The sequence below is a fragment of the Rhodobacter sp. TJ_12 genome, assembly GCF_020023995.1.
Taxonomy (GTDB): Bacteria; Pseudomonadota; Alphaproteobacteria; order Rhodobacterales; family Rhodobacteraceae; genus Rhodobacter.
In genome coordinates this window covers 399526-414963 of record NZ_NRRD01000001.1, presented here as the reverse complement: position 1 = coordinate 414963, position 15438 = coordinate 399526, and the positions used below count along the sequence as shown (strand labels likewise).

At 62.1% G+C, this 15438-nt stretch carries 14 protein-coding genes; 4 read left to right on the top strand and 10 right to left on the bottom strand.

Annotated features, from left to right (window positions below):
• Window positions 1–52 precede the first annotated feature (52 nt).
• The gene (locus CKO11_RS02085) at window positions 53–1531 is read left to right on the top strand and encodes an NAD-dependent succinate-semialdehyde dehydrogenase (protein WP_223632298.1); all 1479 of its coding nucleotides are present in this window, start codon (window positions 53–55) and stop codon (window positions 1529–1531) included.
• Between the two features lie 136 nt (window positions 1532–1667).
• Here the strand turns inward: CKO11_RS02085 and CKO11_RS02080 are convergent, their stop codons facing one another.
• Window positions 1668–2702: a hypothetical protein gene (locus tag CKO11_RS02080; RefSeq protein WP_223632296.1), complete on the bottom strand. Its 1035-nt coding sequence runs from the start codon at window positions 2700–2702 to the stop codon at window positions 1668–1670.
• Window positions 2703–2728: 26 nt separating this feature from the next.
• Window positions 2729–3199, bottom strand: a complete 471-nt coding sequence (gene greA, locus CKO11_RS02075; protein ID WP_223632294.1) for a transcription elongation factor GreA — start codon at window positions 3197–3199, stop codon at window positions 2729–2731.
• A gap of 257 nt (window positions 3200–3456) precedes the next feature.
• Between greA and CKO11_RS02070 the strand changes: the two genes are divergently transcribed.
• From CKO11_RS02070 to CKO11_RS02060, 3 genes are all read left to right on the top strand, one after another.
• Window positions 3457–5103, top strand: coding sequence for an electron transfer flavoprotein-ubiquinone oxidoreductase (locus CKO11_RS02070; RefSeq protein ID WP_223632292.1), 1647 nt, complete (start codon window positions 3457–3459; stop codon window positions 5101–5103).
• Window positions 5104–5213: 110 nt separating this feature from the next.
• Window positions 5214–6935, top strand: coding sequence for a tetratricopeptide repeat protein (locus tag CKO11_RS02065; protein ID WP_223632291.1), 1722 nt, complete (start codon window positions 5214–5216; stop codon window positions 6933–6935).
• The gene (locus tag CKO11_RS02060) at window positions 6922–7788 is read left to right on the top strand and encodes a 4-(cytidine 5'-diphospho)-2-C-methyl-D-erythritol kinase (RefSeq protein WP_223632288.1); all 867 of its coding nucleotides are present in this window, start codon (window positions 6922–6924) and stop codon (window positions 7786–7788) included. Before CKO11_RS02065 ends, CKO11_RS02060 begins: the two co-directional genes overlap by 14 nt.
• On the opposite strand, the gene CKO11_RS02055 is transcribed toward CKO11_RS02060, so the two are convergent.
• From CKO11_RS02055 to CKO11_RS02020, 8 genes are all read right to left on the bottom strand, one after another.
• Complete coding sequence (locus tag CKO11_RS02055) at window positions 7781–8284, bottom strand: prepilin peptidase (RefSeq protein ID WP_223632286.1); 504 nt, start codon at window positions 8282–8284, stop codon at window positions 7781–7783. The two genes, CKO11_RS02060 and CKO11_RS02055, sit on opposite strands and share 8 nt — an antisense overlap.
• An 11-nt stretch (window positions 8285–8295) precedes the next feature.
• Window positions 8296–9156: a tetratricopeptide repeat protein gene (locus CKO11_RS02050; protein ID WP_223632285.1), complete on the bottom strand. Its 861-nt coding sequence runs from the start codon at window positions 9154–9156 to the stop codon at window positions 8296–8298.
• 25 nt (window positions 9157–9181) lie between these two features.
• A complete protein-coding gene (locus CKO11_RS02045; protein ID WP_223632283.1) occupies window positions 9182–9742 on the bottom strand; it encodes a tetratricopeptide repeat protein in 561 nt (186 codons plus the stop codon).
• 3 nt (window positions 9743–9745) lie between these two features.
• Window positions 9746–10750 carry a type II secretion system F family protein gene (locus tag CKO11_RS02040; protein ID WP_223632281.1) on the bottom strand — a complete coding sequence of 335 codons (1005 nt, stop codon included), beginning with the start codon at window positions 10748–10750 and terminating at the stop codon, window positions 9746–9748.
• A 10-nt stretch (window positions 10751–10760) separates the two neighbouring features.
• Window positions 10761–11729 carry a type II secretion system F family protein gene (locus CKO11_RS02035; protein ID WP_223632280.1) on the bottom strand — a complete coding sequence of 323 codons (969 nt, stop codon included), beginning with the start codon at window positions 11727–11729 and terminating at the stop codon, window positions 10761–10763.
• A gap of 17 nt (window positions 11730–11746) precedes the next feature.
• Entirely contained in the window at window positions 11747–13216 is a 1470-nt protein-coding gene (locus CKO11_RS02030; protein ID WP_223632273.1) for a CpaF family protein, read from the bottom strand.
• 22 nt (window positions 13217–13238) lie between these two features.
• On the bottom strand, window positions 13239–14504 hold the full coding sequence (locus CKO11_RS02025; protein WP_223632271.1) for a CpaE family protein: 1266 nt from the start codon (window positions 14502–14504) through the stop codon (window positions 13239–13241).
• A gap of 268 nt (window positions 14505–14772) precedes the next feature.
• Window positions 14773–15438 (bottom strand): OmpA family protein, encoded by a 666-nt coding sequence (locus CKO11_RS02020; protein ID WP_223632269.1) that lies wholly within the window; start codon window positions 15436–15438, stop codon window positions 14773–14775.

Below are 15438 nucleotides of genomic sequence, written 5' to 3'. Positions count from 1 at the left end.
TCTGCGCGGCCACATGCTTCCCTTCCATATCCCGCAAACGACGAGAGATACCATGCCCGACACCGTCACCGATCTGAAATCCCTTCTTAAGGACCCGAGCCTTTTGTGCACCAAGGCCCTCGTCGCCGGGGACTGGGTCGATGCCGATGACGGCGCGACCTTCGCCGTCACCAACCCCGCACGCGGCGATGTGATTTGCACCGTGCCCGACCTTGGCCGGGCGGAAACCGCCCGCGCAATCGCCGCCGCGCAAGCTGCCATGAAAGACTGGGCCGCGCGCACCGGCAAGGAACGCGCCAGCGTGATGCGCAAATGGTTCGATCTGATGATGGCGAACCAAGACGATCTTGGCCTGATCCTCACCGCCGAAATGGGCAAGCCGCTGGCCGAGGCCAAGGGCGAAATCGCCTATGGGGCCAGCTTCATCGAATGGTTCGGCGAAGAGGCGAAGCGGATCTACGGCGAAACGATCCCCGGCCATATGCGCGACAAGCGTATCACCGTGCTGAAACAGCCCATTGGCGTTGTGGGCTCGATCACCCCATGGAACTTCCCCAATGCGATGATCGCGCGCAAGGCGGGCCCGGCCATCGCCGTGGGCTGTGGTTTTGTGTGCCGCCCTGCCTCGGAAACGCCGCTCTCTGCGCTGGCGATGGGGCTTTTGGGCGAACGCGCGGGCCTGCCCAAGGGCATCTTGTCGGTCATCACTTCAAGCCGCGCCTCCGACATTGGCAAAGAGTTCTGTGAAAACCATGCGGTGCGCAAGCTGACCTTCACCGGCTCGACCGAGGTGGGGCGCATCCTTTTGCGCCAATCCGCCGATCAGGTGATGAAATGCTCGATGGAGCTGGGCGGCAATGCACCGTTTATCGTCTTTGACGATGCCGATCTCGATGCCGCCGTCGAAGGCGCGATGATGTCGAAATTCCGCAACAACGGGCAAACCTGCGTCTGCGCGAACCGGCTTTATGTGCAGGCGGGCGTTTATGATGCCTTTGCCGAGAAACTGGCTACCGCTGTGAAGAAACTCAATGTGGGCGATGGTCTGACAGAAGGCGTCACCACGGGCCCGTTGATCTCGCAAAGCGCGGTCGAAAAGGTCGAGGAACATATCGCCGATGTGGTTGCGGGCGGCGGTCAGGTGGTGACCGGCGGCGCGCGCCATGAATTGGGCGGCACCTTCTTCCAGCCCACCGTCGTCACCGGCGTCACGCAAGAGATGAAGGTCGCCACCGAAGAGACTTTCGGCCCGGTCGCGCCGCTCTTTAAATTCGAGACCGAAGAAGAGGTGATTGAAAAGGCCAATGCCACGATCTTCGGCTTGGCCTCCTATTTCTACGCCCGTGACATTGGCCGCATCACCCGCGTGCAAGAAGGGCTGGAATACGGCATCGTCGGCGTGAACACTGGGATCATTTCGACCGAGGTCGCGCCCTTTGGTGGGGTCAAACAATCCGGCCTTGGCCGCGAGGGCAGCCATCACGGCGTCGAGGATTACCTTGAGATGAAATACATCTGCCTCTCGATCTGAGCCCGCAACACCGCGCGGCGCGGCGCCGCCGCGCCGCACCCATGGGCCTTTGCGCTTCGACTTTGTCCAAATATCCTGGGGGTCCGGGGGCAACGCCCCCGGCGGGTCGCTTCGGCGCAGCCGAAGCGAAACCAGCTTAATCGAAGGTGCCGGTCACACGGCCCAACAACATGAAGGCGCGGGCGGTGCGGGTTTCGGCCAGTTCTGCCACCTCTTGATCGGTCGCATTCTGCTCGAACTCCACAAAGGTCCGGTCGAACTGGCGCAGGAAATGATGCGCCGCGTCGCGAAAGATCGTATCGGTGCGCATCCGCCCCGCCGTCAGCGCCAAAGAGGACCGGTCGCGCACCCCGCCCAGCGCGGCGATTTCGCGCCCCCGCTCGCCTTGGGCAAAGCGGCGCCACAATTCGGGCCGCGCCCGGTCGGGCTTAAGGTCATCCATATATATCCCGTCTTGGGCCAACAGGTTCAGCACATCTTGCGCCGCCCGCAACAGCTTTGCCATGGTGCGGTCTTCCAGCGCCCGGCGCAAAGCACGAAACCCCTCTTTATCCTCGGCGGAATCGGGGAATTGCATCGCGCGGATGAAATCGCTCATCGACACCGGCGGGGCCAGATCCTCGGCCGGAGTGCCCAGCGCCAGCGCCGGCTGGTCATCCACCGCGGGGGCAGGCTTGGGCATCACCAAGGCCGCCTTGCGATCTGCCGACGCTTGCACCGTGCTGTGATCGCGGCGCGAGGAAAACGTCGCCAGCGCGGTTTCGGCCTGACGCGCGGCGATCGCCACCTCATCGAGCTTCTTTTCCAGCGCCTCGCCTGCGCCCGAACGGACCTGTGTCTGACTCAGCCATGCCGCGCGCATCGCCTCGACCGAAGCTTTGAGTGCCTGCGCCTCGGCGCGCATCTCGCGCGCAGCGCGCATGGTCACCGCCGCTACCCAAATCATCACAACAGGCAAGACGATGCCCACGAGGGTCATCACCGCAAAGGCCGCCTCCATCTGCGCCCCTGCGCCGTCGCCGGGCCCAAAGACCCAAAACGCGCCCACCATGGCAAGCCACAGCACCGAAAGCGCCAAGGCGATCCATTCGGTACGCGAGGCGCGCGCCGCTGGCACCGGCGCGGTTGCGCCGGGGTCGGTCTGGCTACGATCCGCTCCGGGCTCGCCCAAGATGTCCACCCTCGCCTTTGTTGCGCTCAGATGAACTGCACCGACAGAATCTCGTAGCTGCGCAGGCCGCCGGGGGTGCGCACATCGACGCTGTCGCCCTCTTCCTTGCCAATCAGCGCGCGCGCAATCGGCGATTTCAGGTTCAACAGCCCGCGCTCCAGATCGGCTTCATGCTCGCCGACGATCTGATAGGTGCGTTCTTCATCTGTGTCTTCATCGACCAGCGTGACCGTGGCACCGAATTTGATCGAGCCCGACAGCTTGCTCGGATCGATCACCTCGGCCAGACCGAGGATCGCCTCGATCTCCTTGATCCGCCCCTCGACAAAGCTCTGCTTTTCACGCGCGGCATGGTATTCGGCATTTTCCGACAAATCGCCATGCTCGCGCGCCTCGGCGATCGCCTTGATGACGGAGGGGCGCTCCACCGTTTTCAACGTCTTGAGTTCTTCGTCGAGCACTGTGTACCCGGCGCGAGTCATCGGTATCTTTTCCATGGAGGCCCTTGACCTGTTGTGGCTGACGCTTGCTTTGCGCTTCACGAAGGTAAATCCGGCAAGCGGGTGCGGTGTCAAGGGCCGGGGCCGTTTTTCGGCATTGGGGCGCCGCTTGCGGACGCGCAAATTCTGGCCTTCTGTTGCTGCATCTGCGAAAGAATCTTGCTTTGCAGCGCGGCGTTACAATTGCTTCAAGCCCGCAGGTAAGCTACCACGTTGCGCGGAACACGCGAATTTGAAGGCGAAGGGGAACCGAGATGGCCGAGATCGAACGCGAGTCGATGGAATACGATGTTGTGATCGTGGGGGCCGGTCCCTCGGGTCTGTCGGCGGCGATCCGGCTCAAGCAAATCGACCCCGATCTGAATGTCGTCGTTTTGGAAAAAGGCTCCGAGGTTGGCGCACATATCCTGTCGGGTGCCGTGCTTGACCCCTGCGGCCTTGATGCGCTGATCCCCGACTGGCGCGAAAAGGGCGCCCCGCTCAAGACCCCGGTGAACGAGGATAAGTTCTACCTGCTAAGCGCCGACGGCCACATGACGATTCCGCATTGGCCGATGCCGAAGCTGATGTCGAATCACGGCAATTACATCGTCTCGATGGCGAATGTCTGCCGCTGGATGGCCGAACAGGCCGAGGAATTGGGCGTTGAAATCTTCCCGGGCATGGCTTGTTCCGAAATCGTCTGGGACGGCAATCGCGTCGCGGGCGTTGTGGCGGGCGAAATGGGGCTTTCGGCGGATGGCACCCCGGGCCCGAACTATGAGCCGGGCATGGAGTTGCGCGGCAAATATGTCTTCCTGTCCGAAGGCGTGCGCGGCTCGCTCAGCAAGGAAGTGATCGCCAAGTTCAACCTGTCTGAGGGCAAATGCCCGCAGAAATTCGGCCTTGGCATGAAGGAAATCTGGGAAATCGACCCTGCCAAGCACAAGGAAGGCTCGGTCACCCATACGATGGGCTGGCCGCTGGACCACAATGCCGGCGGCGGGTCGTTCATCTACCATATCGAGAACAATCAGGTTTACATCGGCTTCGTGGTCCACCTGAACTACGAAAACCCCTATCTGTATCCCTATATGGAGTTCCAGCGCTTCAAGCATCACCCGATGGTGGCCGAGCTTTTGAAGGGCGGCAAACGCGTGGCCTATGGTGCGCGGGCCATTTCGGAAGGTGGCTGGCAGGCGATCCCGAAACTGACGGCGCCGGGGGCTGTGCTTTTGGGCTGTTCGGCGGGTCTGGTGAACGTGCCGCGCATCAAGGGCAACCACAATGCGATGCTGTCGGGCATCGCGGCGGCCAATGCGGCGGCGGCGGCGATCAAGGCCGGGCGCGAGGGCGATGAGCTGGTCGAATATGAAACCGATCTGCGCTCGGGCCCGATTGCGAAAGACCTCAAACCGGTGCGCAACGTCAAACCGATCTGGTCGTGGTGGGGCATCTGGGCCTCGATGGCGTTGGGTGGTCTTGATATGTGGACCAATTCGCTGTTTGGCTTTTCGTTCTTCGGCACGCTCAAGCACAAGAAAACCGATGCCGCCCATACCGGGCTGGCCAAGGATTTCCAGCCGATCGACTATCCCAAACCCGATGGCAAGCTGAGCTTTGACCGGCTGACCAATGTGAGCTTTTCCTTCACCAATCACGAGGAAAGCCAGCCCTGCCACCTGAAGCTGAAAGACGCGGGCGTGCCGATTTCGGTCAACCTTGCCAAATACGCCGAACCGGCGCAGCGCTACTGCCCCGCCGGGGTCTATGAGGTGTTGGGCGAAGGCGCCGACGCGAAGTTCCAGATCAACTTCCAAAACTGCGTCCATTGCAAAACCTGCGATATCAAAGACCCGTCGCAAAACATCAACTGGACCACGCCGCAGGGCGGCGACGGGCCGAACTACCCGAATATGTAAGCACAAAGCGTCACATCGACGTGTTGCCGGGGGGAGCATCGACTCCCCCCGATTGCACTGGGGGACGCGGCCCGCTACCTTCGGGCCACCTGACGACAAGGACCCTTTCCGTGCCCTTTGCCCAACGCTTTACCCATGCCCTTTGCCTGATCCCGGCGCTTGCCTGCCTTGCCGGTGCGCCCGCGCCCGCCTTTGCGCGTGAAGATGGCGGGGCCTATCTTGCGGGCCGTGCCGCGCTGCTTGACAATAATTTCGCGCAGGCGGCCCCCTATTACGACCGGCTGCTGCAAACCCTGCCCAACGATTCCGAGGTGCAAGAAGGCGCGATCTTTGCCCATGTGGCGCAAGGCGATCTGGCAAGCGCGCGCGATATTGCCGCTTGGGTTGCCGCCGCCAACCCGACCCCCACGCAGGTCGCGGTTTTGGTGTTGCTGGCCGATGCCGCGCGCGAAGACGACTTTGCCCGTGGGCTAACGCTGCTCGAAAACGGCGCGGATGCGGGCCAGCTTGTCGGCGGGCTGTTCCGCGCTTGGGCGCAAGTCGGCCAAGGGCAAATGTCCGAAGCGATGCAAGCCTTTGATGCGATTGCCAGCGTAGACGGGCTGCAAGGGTTTGCGGGCTATCACCGCGCGCTGGCTTTGGCGCTGGTGGGCGATTACGAAGGCGCCGAAGAGATTTTCTCGGGCGTGCATGCGGCCATTTACAACGGCACGCGGCGCGGGGTTTTGGCGCATTTGCAAATCCTTTCGCGGCTGGAGCGCAACGAAGACGCGCTGGCGCTGCTGGATGACAGTTTCGGTCCCAACCTTGACGGCGAGCTGACCGCGATCCGCGCCCAGCTTGCCGCCGGGGAAACGCTGCCATTCACCTCGGTCAGGTCTGCGCAAGACGGGGTGGCGGAGCTGTATTTTTCGGTCGCGCAGGCGCTGAGCGCGGATTCGATCCCGGGCTTTGCGCTGCTGCATGCACGGCTCGCCTCGTGGCTACGGCCCGATCATACCGATGCCGCGCTTCTGAGCGCCGCGATCTTGGAACAAGTGCAGCAATACGATCTGGCGATTTCGGCCTTTGCGCAGATCGGCCCCGATAGCCCCGCCTTCCCCGCCGCCGAGATGGGCCGCGCCGAGGCAATGGTCGAGGCCGGGCGTTCAGATGCTGCGATCGAAGTGCTGGAACAACTGACCCGCACCCATGCTGATTTGCCCGCCGTCTGGTTGGCTTTGGGCGACAACCTGCGCCGCGAAGATCGGTTCGAGGCGGCCGCGCGCGCCTATGACGAGGCGATCGCGCTGTCCGGCACGCCAAAACCAAATGATTGGGCGCTGTGGTATGCGCGCGCAATCGCGCACGAACGCTCTGGTCAGTGGGACAAGGCCGAGGAGGGCTTTCGCCAAGCGCTGGCGCTGAACCCCGGCCATCCTGCGGTGCTGAATTACCTTGGCTATTCCTATGTCGAAAAACGCCAGAACCTGGATGAAGCGCTCGACATGATCCAAAAGGCCGTCGCCGGGCGCCCCGATGATGGCTACATCACCGACAGCCTTGGCTGGGCCTATTACCGGCTGGGTCGCTATGAAGAGGCGGTCGAGCAGATGGAGCGCGCGGTCGAATTGATGCCGCAAGATGCGCTGCTCAATGACCATCTGGGCGATGTCTATTGGGCCGTGGGGCGCGAACGCGAAGCGGCTTTCCAATGGCGCCGCGCGCTGAACTTTGGCCCTTCGCCCGATCTCGACATGGACCGGGTGCGGCGCAAGCTGGAAGTGGGCCTGGACGTGGTGTTGCAAGAAGAGGGTGCCGCACCGCTGCACACAGACCATGCCGGAAATTGAAGTCTTTGCCCCCGCCAAGGTGAATTTGGCGTTGCATGTCACCGGGCAACGCGCCGATGGCTACCACCTGCTGGACAGCCTTGTGGCGTTTGCGCCGGTGGGCGATGTGCTGCATCTGCGGCCTGCCGAGGGGCTGTCGCTTAAGGTGACAGGCCCGGAATCGGGTGGCGTGCCCGAGGGGCCCGAGAACCTCGTGCTCAAAGCGGCGGCACTTTACGGCGCGGGGCCCGGCGCGGCGCTGCATCTGGACAAATGTCTGCCCGCCGCCTCGGGCATCGGCGGCGGATCTTCCGATGCGGCGGCGGCGCTGCGCGGCATGGCAGCGTTGCGTGATGTGGCACTGGCTGGCGGCGCGGCCGTGGTAAAACTTGGGGCCGATGTGCCGATGTGCCTTGATCCGCGCCCTGCGCGCACCGAAGGCATTGGCGAGGAATTGACCCCGGTCGCCCTGCCCCCCCTGCCCGCCGTGCTGGTCAACCCACGCGTCGAGGTATCGACCCCGGCGGTGTTCAAAGCGCTGGCCGCGAAAGACAACCCAGCGATGGAGCCGATCCCGGCTTTTGCCGATGCGGCGGCCTGTATCGATTGGCTGGCCCGCCAGCGCAATGACCTGCAAGCCCCCGCCGAAGCCCTAGCTCCGGTGATTGCCACGGTTCTGGCTGCGCTCTCGGCGCTGCCCGGCTGTAAGCTGGCGCGGATGTCGGGTTCGGGTGCGACCTGTTTTGGCCTGTTTGAAAGCGATGCAGCCGCGCAAGCGGCACAGGCGCATCTGGCCGCCATGCAGCCCGGATGGTGGAGCGCGCATGGCGCCTTGGGCGATCAATCGGCCCGCGCCGCCGCGCAAATCAGGTGACGCTGGCCACCACGCCCAGATAACCGACCAGCGTGCCGACAAGCACCAACCCAAAGGGGAATTTTCGGTGCCCCCAACTGACCCAGTCAGGCGTGGCCGCGCGCACCGCTGGGATCGCGCGCGCCCCGCGATGGGTGAGGAACGCCGCGATCAGACAAGCCTGCATCAAGATGATCATCAGCCACAGATGGCTTGGCTCTGTTGAAAAGAACGGGGCGGCGGCGGCGGCGAATTTCACATCGCCCATGCCGACACCCGCCGCGAAATTGAGCAACAGCCCCACCCCGAGCACCACGGCCAAATGCGTCCAACGCCACAGCCAAATGTCAAAGGGCAGCACAAACATGCCCACCACGGCGAAGACGGCGATCAGCGCCAGCACCGCGACATTGCGGATCTTCATATATTTCAGATCGGTATAGATGACCCAAGCGCAGATCGGCAGCACGGCGATCAAAAACACCAGCGCGGCGGTTGGAACGCTAAGACCCAGCATGACCGCCCCCCTTAGCCGCGCCGGGCGCCTGCATCCAGCGCCTCTAGCGCGCGGGCAGCCTCGTCGAAATAGACCGGCGAGGTATCGACGGCATCTTGCAAAAGCCCTCGCCCAATCGTCACATCGCCCTGCTTGATCGCCGAAAGCGCGGCGGTATACAGCAGCTTGGCGCGCTCTGTCTGGGTCATCTGGACCACCGGCAGATCGTATTTTTTCTGCGCGGCGCGGGCCATGACAAGGTTGTTTTTCGTGGTGAAGTTTTGCGGGTCAAAGGTCAGCGCCTCGCCAAACAGCTTCTCGGCCCCTTTGGCATCCCCCCGCGTCAGCTTGGAAAAGCCCCAGTTGTTCAAAACACCGCCCGGGCGCGTCGTCAGCCCCACAGCGGTTTCATAGAAGCTATCGGCCTTTTTCCAGTTTTGCTCGCTGTCAGCCACCATCGCCTCCAGCTTGTAGCGCTGGAAGGTTTCATGGGTGGGCGGAATGGCATTCAGCGTCGTCTTGGCCCCGGACCAGTCATTGGCGCGAATTTGTGCATCGGCCAGCGCCACCTTGTCATCGGCGGTCGCGCCATCCATCGTCGTGACCTTTTTCCACACCGTCACGGCCCGGTCCGGATGGCCCGCGCGCACCAAGGATTTGGCCAAACCACGTTGCAGATCGATCCGGTCGGGGCTTTCATTGGTGGAGCGGGTGAAATAGGCCACCGCTTCGTTCGGGTCGCCCACCGTCAGCATGATATCGGAAAGGTTCGTGGCATCGACCGCGTTGACCGTGTCGAGCGCGCGGTCCACATCGGTCTTGTCGCTGCCCATGCAGCCCGCAAGGGCAAGGGTGCCGCCACACAGGGCCGCATAAAAGATCGGGTGGCGCATTTTGCTGCGTCCTTTTGCTCGTGCCTCATTGCTCGGTCAGCAAGAGGTATTCCCCCACCCCACGCCGCACGAGCTTGAACGGTCTGTCCTGCGGCGGATCATAATCGGGTTTTTGTGATTTTGCGAGCGCATGGCGCAGGTTTTCGCGGATCGCGTCGGAATGGCCACTGTCGAGCCCATAGGCGATACGGAACACCCGGGCAGCTTCGGCGGCCTTGCCCTGTTCCATCAGCACCACGCCCAGATTGTTCCATGCGGGCACGAACCGGCCATCCTTTTCCGTGGCGCGACGCAGCATCTGTTCGGCCTGCCCCAACCGCCCCAGCTTCAGATCGGCCGAACCAATCGCCGACAGCACATCGGCGGTTGCCCCCTGATCGGCGGCGGCGCGATAATAGGCTTTCAACGCCAGTTCATATTCCCCCGCCGCCATCAGGCGGTGCCCCACCAGCAGCCCGTCGACACCTTCGCCTTGGGCGGCACCGGGGGCATAGGGGCTGCCCTCAGACGGGCCAAAGCCGCCCGGAGAACAGGCGGCCAAGGTGCAGATCAGGGCGGCAAGCAGGGCGCTTTTGCGCAATGGCATCGGTCACATCTGGCTGATGGAGTTGAAGTTTTCCATCATATCATGGACCGAGGGGCCGACAAGGATGATCAGAAGCGGCGGCACGGTGAACATCATCGTGCCCAGCGTCATTTTGGTCGGGATTTTGTTGGCGGCTTCTTCAGCGCGCATGATCCGCTTGTCGCGCATATCGGCAGCGTAAAGGCGCAAGGCCTCGGCGATCGAGGTGCCGAATTGTTGGCTTTGGATCATCACGGTCACGAAAGAGGCCACATCGGGCACGCCCGAGCGATCCGCAAAGGCACGCAGCACGGAGGGTTTGTCGAGACCTGCCTTGATCTCATGCGCGACGGTCTCGAATTCTTCGGCCAGCGCCGGGTAAGAGCTGACCAACTCCTTCGACACGCGGATGATCCCTTGATCGAGCGAAAGCCCCGCTTCGACGCAGACCAGCAGCATATCCAGCGCATCGGGAAAGCCATTGGCGATTTCATCGGTGCGCGCCGCGATACGCTTATTCACCCAATAGGTCGGCGCGTAATAGCCCAAAACGCCAGGGCCCAAGATCGCCATGATCGCCACGGTGGATTCAAGCGGCACGGGCTTGGTGGCATTGTAAAGCAGCACATATCCGACCCCGAGCCCCAGCAGCCCCAGCGCGAGCGCGAATTGTATCGCATGATAGGTCCGCACCGCATTGGCGCCACGATAACCGCCTTTTTGCAGCCATTTGCGGCTTTCGGACATTTCTTCCTTGTTCTTCGGTTCAAGGAAGCCCGCGAATTTTTCCAGCTTGTCGTTGCCGCCAGAGTTGCGCAACGGCTGCACCTTGCGCGGGGCCTGAGCGCCCGCACTGGCCGCAGACGCCGCCACCGAAGCGCGCAGCTTATCCAGCGGGTCTTCGCGCTTCTTCAGCATCATCGGCAGCGCCGCCAGAATCAGCAGCCCCCCCAAAGCGGCGAGCGCGATCACCGGGCCCATAGGGCCAAACATCCCGGTCAGCAGGTTGGTGATGGAGTCGATGGACATCGCGGCCTCCTCAGACCTTGATCGTGGTCATGACCTTCATGAACAGCATGTTGCAGCCCAGCAGCGCGAAAGCGATGATCGCGGCGGGCACGAAGGCGGGGCTATCCTTGACCGTGTCATAATAGTTGGGCGAGACGACGGTGATCGTCAGCAACACCGCAATCGGGAAGCCCGACAGAAACACGCCCGACCATTTCGGCTCGGCGGTGATGGCGCGCACCCGGCGGAACAGGCGGAAGCGCGACCGGATCACTTTGGCAAGCCCCTCCAGCACCTCGGCCAAGTTGCCGCCCGATGTTTGCTGGATCGAGACCGCCACGGCGAGGAAGCGCAAATCCTGCATATCGAGCCGCTCGGCCAAATCGCGCAGGCTGTCCACCACGTTGCGGCCATACGCGGCCTCGTCCGCGATGATGCCAAATTCCGTGCCCAGCGGATCGGCGATTTCCTTCGCCACGGTCTGGATCGCCGAGGAGAACGGATGCCCCACCCGCAGCGAGCGCACCATCAGTTCGACCGCATCGGGCAATTGCTCTTCGGCCATTTTCATCCGCTTGCTGGCCTTGCCGTGAATCCAGAAATAGACCCCGCCGACGCCCATTGCCACGGCCAGCGCCGCGCGCACCGGGGTAGAGGCCTGCGTGCCAAGGCTCAGCCCCAAAAAGGCGACAAAGCTGACCAGCGCCATGACCCCCATCAGCATCGGCGGCGAAAAGGCGATATTGGCCTTTTGCGCCTTGGAGGCGAGCAGGGAATAAAGCGGAATGCCTTGGGCATTCATGTGCTGCGTCGCTTCCTTGCGAAGCTGTTCCAGCACCTGTTCGCGCCGCTGCCCCTTGTCGAGCATATCCAGACGACGGTTGACCTTGTTGTTGAGAGAGATCGATTTGCCGAAAACCAGCAGATAGATCCCCTCGACCAACAGCAGGACAGCGACGAAAATCAGCCCGTAAATGATGGGGGTGGGGGAAATGATCATGGCAGTGATCGCTCCAATCAGTCTTGCACGGGTTCGTAGATCGAGGCGGGCAGGTCATAGCCCCATTGGCGGAACCGCTCCGAATAGTGGCTGCGCACGCCGGTGGCGGTGAAACGCCCGATGATCTTGCCATCGGGCGCAAGGCCCAGCCGTTCGTAGCGGAAAATCTCTTGCATCGAGATCACATCGCCTTCCATCCCGGTCAGTTCGGTGATCGAGACCATGCGCCGCGAGCCATCTTGCAGACGCGAGGCCTGCACGATCAGGTTGACCGCCGAGGCGATCTGCGAGCGCACTGCCTTCAGCGGCATCTCGATCCCCGCCATCGCAACCATGTTTTCCAAACGGCTGATGCCATCGCGGGCATTGTTGGCGTGGATCGTGGTCATGGACCCGTCGTGGCCGGTGTTCATCGCCTGCAACATGTCGATGACCTCTTCGCCGCGCGTCTCGCCAACAATGATCCGGTCGGGGCGCATCCGCAGCGCGTTGCGCAAACAATCGCGCTGTGTCACCGCGCCCTTGCCTTCGACGTTGGGCGGACGGCTTTCCATCCGGCCCACATGTGTCTGCTGCAATTGCAATTCGGCGGTGTCTTCGATCGTCAGGATGCGTTCCGAGTTGTCGATGAAGCTTGAAAGCGCATTCAGGGTGGTGGTTTTACCGGACCCGGTCCCGCCCGAGACGATCACATTCAACCGGGTGGCGACGGCGGCCTGTAGATAGGCGGCCATTTCCTCGGTAAAGGCCCCAAACTTCACAAGATCATCGATACCGAGCTTGTCTTTTTTGAATTTCCGGATCGAAACGAGCGAGCCATCCACCGCAATCGGCGGCACCATCGCGTTGAAACGCGAGCCATCAGCCAAGCGCGCATCGACATAGGGGTTCGATTCATCGACCCGGCGCCCCACCGCAGACACGATCTTGTCGATGATCCGCAAAAGGTGGCGTTCATCCTTGAAGGTGACATCGCTTAGTTGCAGCTTGCCGAAGCGTTCGACAAAGATCTGGTTCGGCCCGTTGACCAGAATATCGGAAACCGTGTCATCTTTCAAAAGCGGCTCAAGCGGGCCCAGCCCCATCACCTCATCATAAAGTTCCTGATGCAGGTTGGCGCGTTCGGTGCCGTTCAGCGCCACCGACATTTCCGTCATCGCCTCGGCGGAAATCGCCGCGATCTCGGCTTTCAGCTCGTTTTCCGACGCATGTTCCAGCGCGGCGAGGTTGAGGTTTTCCAAAAGCCGCTTGTGCAGCTCCACCTTCAATTCGCTCATCCGCTCTTTGCGTTTGCGGTCTTTGTCGGCAGCGACCGCCTGCGCGCCCCCGCCCGCCATCGGCATCGCACGGCGCTGCACCACGGGCTTCGCCGGGGCCTCGGTTTCAGCCGCCAGCGCAACCGGCGGCGGGGCGGCTGGCGCTGCCGGATTGGCGACGGGCCGGGCCCCTTTGGCACCGGCGGCAGGCTTTTTGTAACGCGAGAACATGCAACACTCTCCGGGTCTGTCGTCAGGCGGTCGCGGCCTCGGCGGCGCGGTTCAATTCGGTGATGGATTGCGCAAGCTTCTGAATTTCCTTGCGCAGCGGCGCCTTGGCTGCCGAAAGCGCCAGCGGCAAGCCATGGTCATTGGCCTGCGTCACCACGCGACCACAATCGCTCAGCAGCACCTCAAGCGAGATATCAAGGCTTTCGGCCAGCCGCTTCACCCGCGCCTTGCCATTCAGATCGGTGAATTTCGGCGCGCGGTTCAGCACATAGCGCAGCTTTTCTGCCGGCAGGTTTTCCGCCTTGAGCGCGCGGATCATCCGCAGCGTGTTTTGCGCCGAGCGCATATCCAGTTCAATCAGCGCGAAATAGAGATGCGCCGCGCTCAGCACGGTTTCGGTCCAACTGACCACCGTCGAGGGCATGTCGATCACGACGAAATCGAATTGCGTGCGCGCCATGTCGACAATGCGGGCAATGTCTTCCCCCGCCACAATATCAAGCGGCAGCATTTCGGGCGGCGCGGTCAGCACCTGCAACCGGTCATTGAAGCTTAGCAGCGCCTGGTTGAAGCTTTCGGCATCCATATGCGCGGTGTCTTGCAACATCTCAAAGACGATGTCGCGGCGCGGCAGGTCAAGGTAGGTCGAGGCGGAGCCAAACTGAAAGTCGAAATCCAACAAACACACGCGCGGCGGCGTCACCGGGTTCTTTTTCGATTGTTCAGGATTGGCCAATTCCCATGCAAGGTTGACGGCAAAGGTGGTGGCCCCTGCGCCGCCAGACAAACCATGCACCGGCAAGACAACGCCATCGCGCCCCCCGGCGGATTTGACCGAGGGGCGCGCGGCAGGCTCGTCCGGCAGATCGGTCTCAATATCGGATTGACCCAGCCGCTCAATCGCCTCGTGCAGCGCGCCTTCCGGCAGCGGATAGGGCACGAAATCATCCGCCCCCAACCGCAAAAGCTGATGCAGGGCAATCGGGCTGACCTCCTCGGCGATCAGGATCACGCGGATCCCCTTTTCCTTGGCCGAGGTGATGATGCCGGAAATCCGGCCAAGGTCGCCTTCATCATCGCTGTCAACCGCGATGGCAATGAATTCAAGCGTTTCCGAGTCAGGCTGGTTCAGGAATACCACCGCGTCTTCGAACGTCAGGTCGCCCCAACTTTCGCCCAGTTCGGTTTCCATATCCTCGATGAGCAGATCAAAATTCGATACATCCCGCGAAACCGTGCAGGCCACGATGGGCGCGGGTTCCGGAGAGAGAATAGCTGCTGCACTCATTGCCTCGGTCCTTTGTTACACGCTGACAGCCGTTGGAAGCGGGTCAATCCTCGGCTGCGCAGCGGGCACGACTCGACGGACGTGCCTTTCCCTGCTGCATCGAAAGTCGCGACCAATCTGGGCGACATTTGGGCCGGATTGTTCCAATTGTGGGGTAATCGGAGACGATCAACGCAGCAGGCGGACCTTGTCGCCAAGGCCCGCCCGAATTAAGCGAAAAAGTGCTAATAGGTTACCAACGCTGTTGCCGTTGGCGCGACGGAGCCGCTTACTGGCCCTGACCGTTCGCGTTGCCGACCGTCGAGATGTCGTTGACCGAAATGGCAGTGGCCGAGTCGACATATTCGCGGAAGATCAGCTCGGCATACTTGCCGTTAAGATATTGCGGATCGCGTTTCACCAGCCCGGTCACCTCGGTCACCGTGCGCCGGTTCTGGGCATTGGGTTCTGGGGTATACACAAGCGGCTGCGTTTCGCCATAGGACACGACCGCCTCTAGCCGTTCGCGCGAAATCCCTTGCCCGATCAGATAGTTGACAACCGCACGCGCGCGCCGCATGCCCAACGACTTGTTATAGGCGTCAGAGCCGACAAGATCGGTGTGCCCATAGACACGGAACTTCACCTCTGGGAATTGCTTGATCCAGTTCGCCTGTTGGCGCAGCGCGGCCTGGGCCGCGCCATCCAGCACCGCCGAGTTGAAGGCGAAATTGACCGTATTGGGCACATCGGCAGCGAATTTGCGCGTTAGCCCCACCACGAATTCGCGGTTTCCGGTCATCGCCAGCGAATTGTTCATCGTGGCATTGCCAAAGCCGCCCGAGTCATATTCGCCGCCCACTTCCGAACGGAACTTGTCACCGCTGCACGCCGCCAGCGCCAGCGCTGCCGCAACCATCACCCCATAGCGCATGAATTGGCCCCCAAGCTGCAT

Coding starts and splice junctions, on each gene's coding strand:
- greA (WP_223632294.1), bottom strand. CDS start 3,199: ATGGAAAAGATACCGATGACTCGCGCCGGGTACACAGTGCTCGACGAA.
- CKO11_RS02030 (WP_223632273.1), bottom strand. CDS start 13,216: ATGTTCTCGCGTTACAAAAAGCCTGCCGCCGGTGCCAAAGGGGCCCGG.
- CKO11_RS02040 (WP_223632281.1), bottom strand. CDS start 10,750: ATGTCCATCGACTCCATCACCAACCTGCTGACCGGGATGTTTGGCCCT.
- CKO11_RS02020 (WP_223632269.1), bottom strand. CDS start 15,438: ATGCAGCTTGGGGGCCAATTCATGCGCTATGGGGTGATGGTTGCGGCA.
- CKO11_RS02025 (WP_223632271.1), bottom strand. CDS start 14,504: ATGAGTGCAGCAGCTATTCTCTCTCCGGAACCCGCGCCCATCGTGGCC.
- CKO11_RS02055 (WP_223632286.1), bottom strand. CDS start 8,284: ATGCTGGGTCTTAGCGTTCCAACCGCCGCGCTGGTGTTTTTGATCGCC.
- CKO11_RS02085 (WP_223632298.1), top strand. CDS start 53: ATGCCCGACACCGTCACCGATCTGAAATCCCTTCTTAAGGACCCGAGC.
- CKO11_RS02035 (WP_223632280.1), bottom strand. CDS start 11,729: ATGATCATTTCCCCCACCCCCATCATTTACGGGCTGATTTTCGTCGCT.
- CKO11_RS02070 (WP_223632292.1), top strand. CDS start 3,457: ATGGCCGAGATCGAACGCGAGTCGATGGAATACGATGTTGTGATCGTG.
- CKO11_RS02045 (WP_223632283.1), bottom strand. CDS start 9,742: ATGCCATTGCGCAAAAGCGCCCTGCTTGCCGCCCTGATCTGCACCTTG.
- CKO11_RS02050 (WP_223632285.1), bottom strand. CDS start 9,156: ATGCGCCACCCGATCTTTTATGCGGCCCTGTGTGGCGGCACCCTTGCC.
- CKO11_RS02060 (WP_223632288.1), top strand. CDS start 6,922: ATGCCGGAAATTGAAGTCTTTGCCCCCGCCAAGGTGAATTTGGCGTTG.